At 50.2% G+C, this 1,615-nt stretch carries 1 protein-coding gene; it reads right to left on the bottom strand.

Annotated elements, in window-relative coordinates; genetic code table 11:
* Positions 1 to 214: 214 nt before the first annotated feature.
* Positions 215 to 1,459 (bottom strand): IS110 family transposase, encoded by a 1,245-nt coding sequence (locus NGM62_RS21820; RefSeq protein ID WP_262250418.1) that lies wholly within the window; start codon positions 1,457 to 1,459, stop codon positions 215 to 217.
* Between the last annotated feature and the right edge of the window lie 156 nt (positions 1,460 to 1,615).

The raw sequence follows: 1,615 nt of genomic DNA, 5'->3' as shown, positions 1-1,615 counted from the left end.
GCCCCTGAAACTAAAACCAATGCTGGTGGTGGTTTCATTCGAATATGTTTAAATCATTTATTTGTTTATCAATTAATTATAAAATCAGTTAAGGAATATAAATTTTCATTCACATGCTCTAGGCGATACTCTTTTGTGCTTAACTGATCAGGTCAGTTTCATCTTCGTTGTCTATGCTTACAGTAAAAATCGACCTTTGTTATTTTTGCTCTTTTTATGCCGCGCTCACGTCAAACTCCAGATTGGGTTCCAAGTGCTGCAATTGTTTTTTGTAATACGCGATCAGTTTGTCCTTCCTGAAGTTGTCCAGGTGTTCCGGCCCCAGTTCTTTGAATTCCATGTTGTCTTTGATGATAAAGTAGGCGGCTACCAGGATCTTGTGTCCCAATGCGATGATGGCTTTTTTCTTGCCCCTGCGGCCTACCAGTGATTTGTATTTAGCCCCGAAGTACGTACCCTTGGTCCGTGATGCGGCCCAACCCAATTGGGTCAATAACGCCCGTAGGTTTTTGTTTCCGTGGGTGATCCGGCCGCTTTTGTTCTTCCCGGCGCTTTCGTTGCTTCCCGGACAGACACCGGCCCAGGAGGCCAAGTGGCGGTGCGTAGGGAATTGCCCCATGTCAAGGCCGATTTCGGCAATGATGCCGATAGCCCCGTCGTGGTCGACTCCCGGTATCTCCGATAGCCTGTCCACATCCAGGCGGTAGGGTGCGCAACCCCCCTCGATTCGGGCAGTGACCTCGGCGATAGTGGTCTCCAACCGCGCCATGTTCGCCAGGATCGTCCGCAGCATGAACCGGTGGTGAGGGGTCACATGGCCCCGGAGCGATTCCACGATGTCCGAACGGCTCGCCTTTACACGGCCGTGGACAAACTGCAACAACCCTTCCGGACGGTAACCGCCCTCATCCAGGATAGCGCTGATCATCTTCATGCCCGTAACCCCGAAAACATCCGTCAGCACCACCGAAAGCTTGATGTTCGCGTCCTCCAGTATTTTCTGGAAACGGTTCTTCTCCGAGCTCACCTGCCCGATCAGTTTCCGGCGGTAACGCGTCAGGTCCCGCAACTCCCGGATATCCCGCGGGGGAATGAAACTCCCCTTCAGCAAGCCGCACAGCAGCAGCTTGGCCAGCCAGCGACTGTCCCGCTTGTCCGTCTTGTGACCCGGGATGTTTTTCACATGCCTTGCGTTCACCAGCAATATCTGGAAATCATCCCCCAATACGTTGAAGATCGGCTTCCAGTAAACACCCGTGCTCTCCATGGCGATGTGCGTGATGCCGTGCTTTCTCAGCCAGTCTCGAAGCTTTTCAAGAGAACCCGTGAACGTGCTGTAACTTTTTGTAATCGTTTTTATACCTTTGCCCTGAATGGTCGCCACAACGTTCTCCTTGTGGACGTCCAGCCCACAGCCCCGTTCTACGACCTGCTCAAACGAAATTGATCCTTTGTCCATAGCTGTCCTGATTTTAATGCTGTTTTTCTTACACAAAATTAGGCAGCTATGCGACATATTCATCCCCTTTTGTCTGATTGCCTGATAAACTAAAACCGTAGCTGGTGGAGGTTTCATCAGAATATGTTTAAATCATTTATTTGTTTATCAATCAAT

Origin of the sequence: Parapedobacter soli (assembly GCF_025460835.1) — a bacterium.
Lineage (GTDB): Bacteria > Bacteroidota > Bacteroidia > Sphingobacteriales > Sphingobacteriaceae > Parapedobacter > Parapedobacter soli.
This window is presented reverse-complemented; position numbering and strand designations above follow the sequence as displayed.

Bases quoted from the DNA above. Each gene is read 5' to 3' on its own strand.
- NGM62_RS21820 (WP_262250418.1), bottom strand. From the start codon at position 1,459: ATGGACAAAGGATCAATTTCGTTTGAGCAGGTCGTAGAACGGGGCTGT.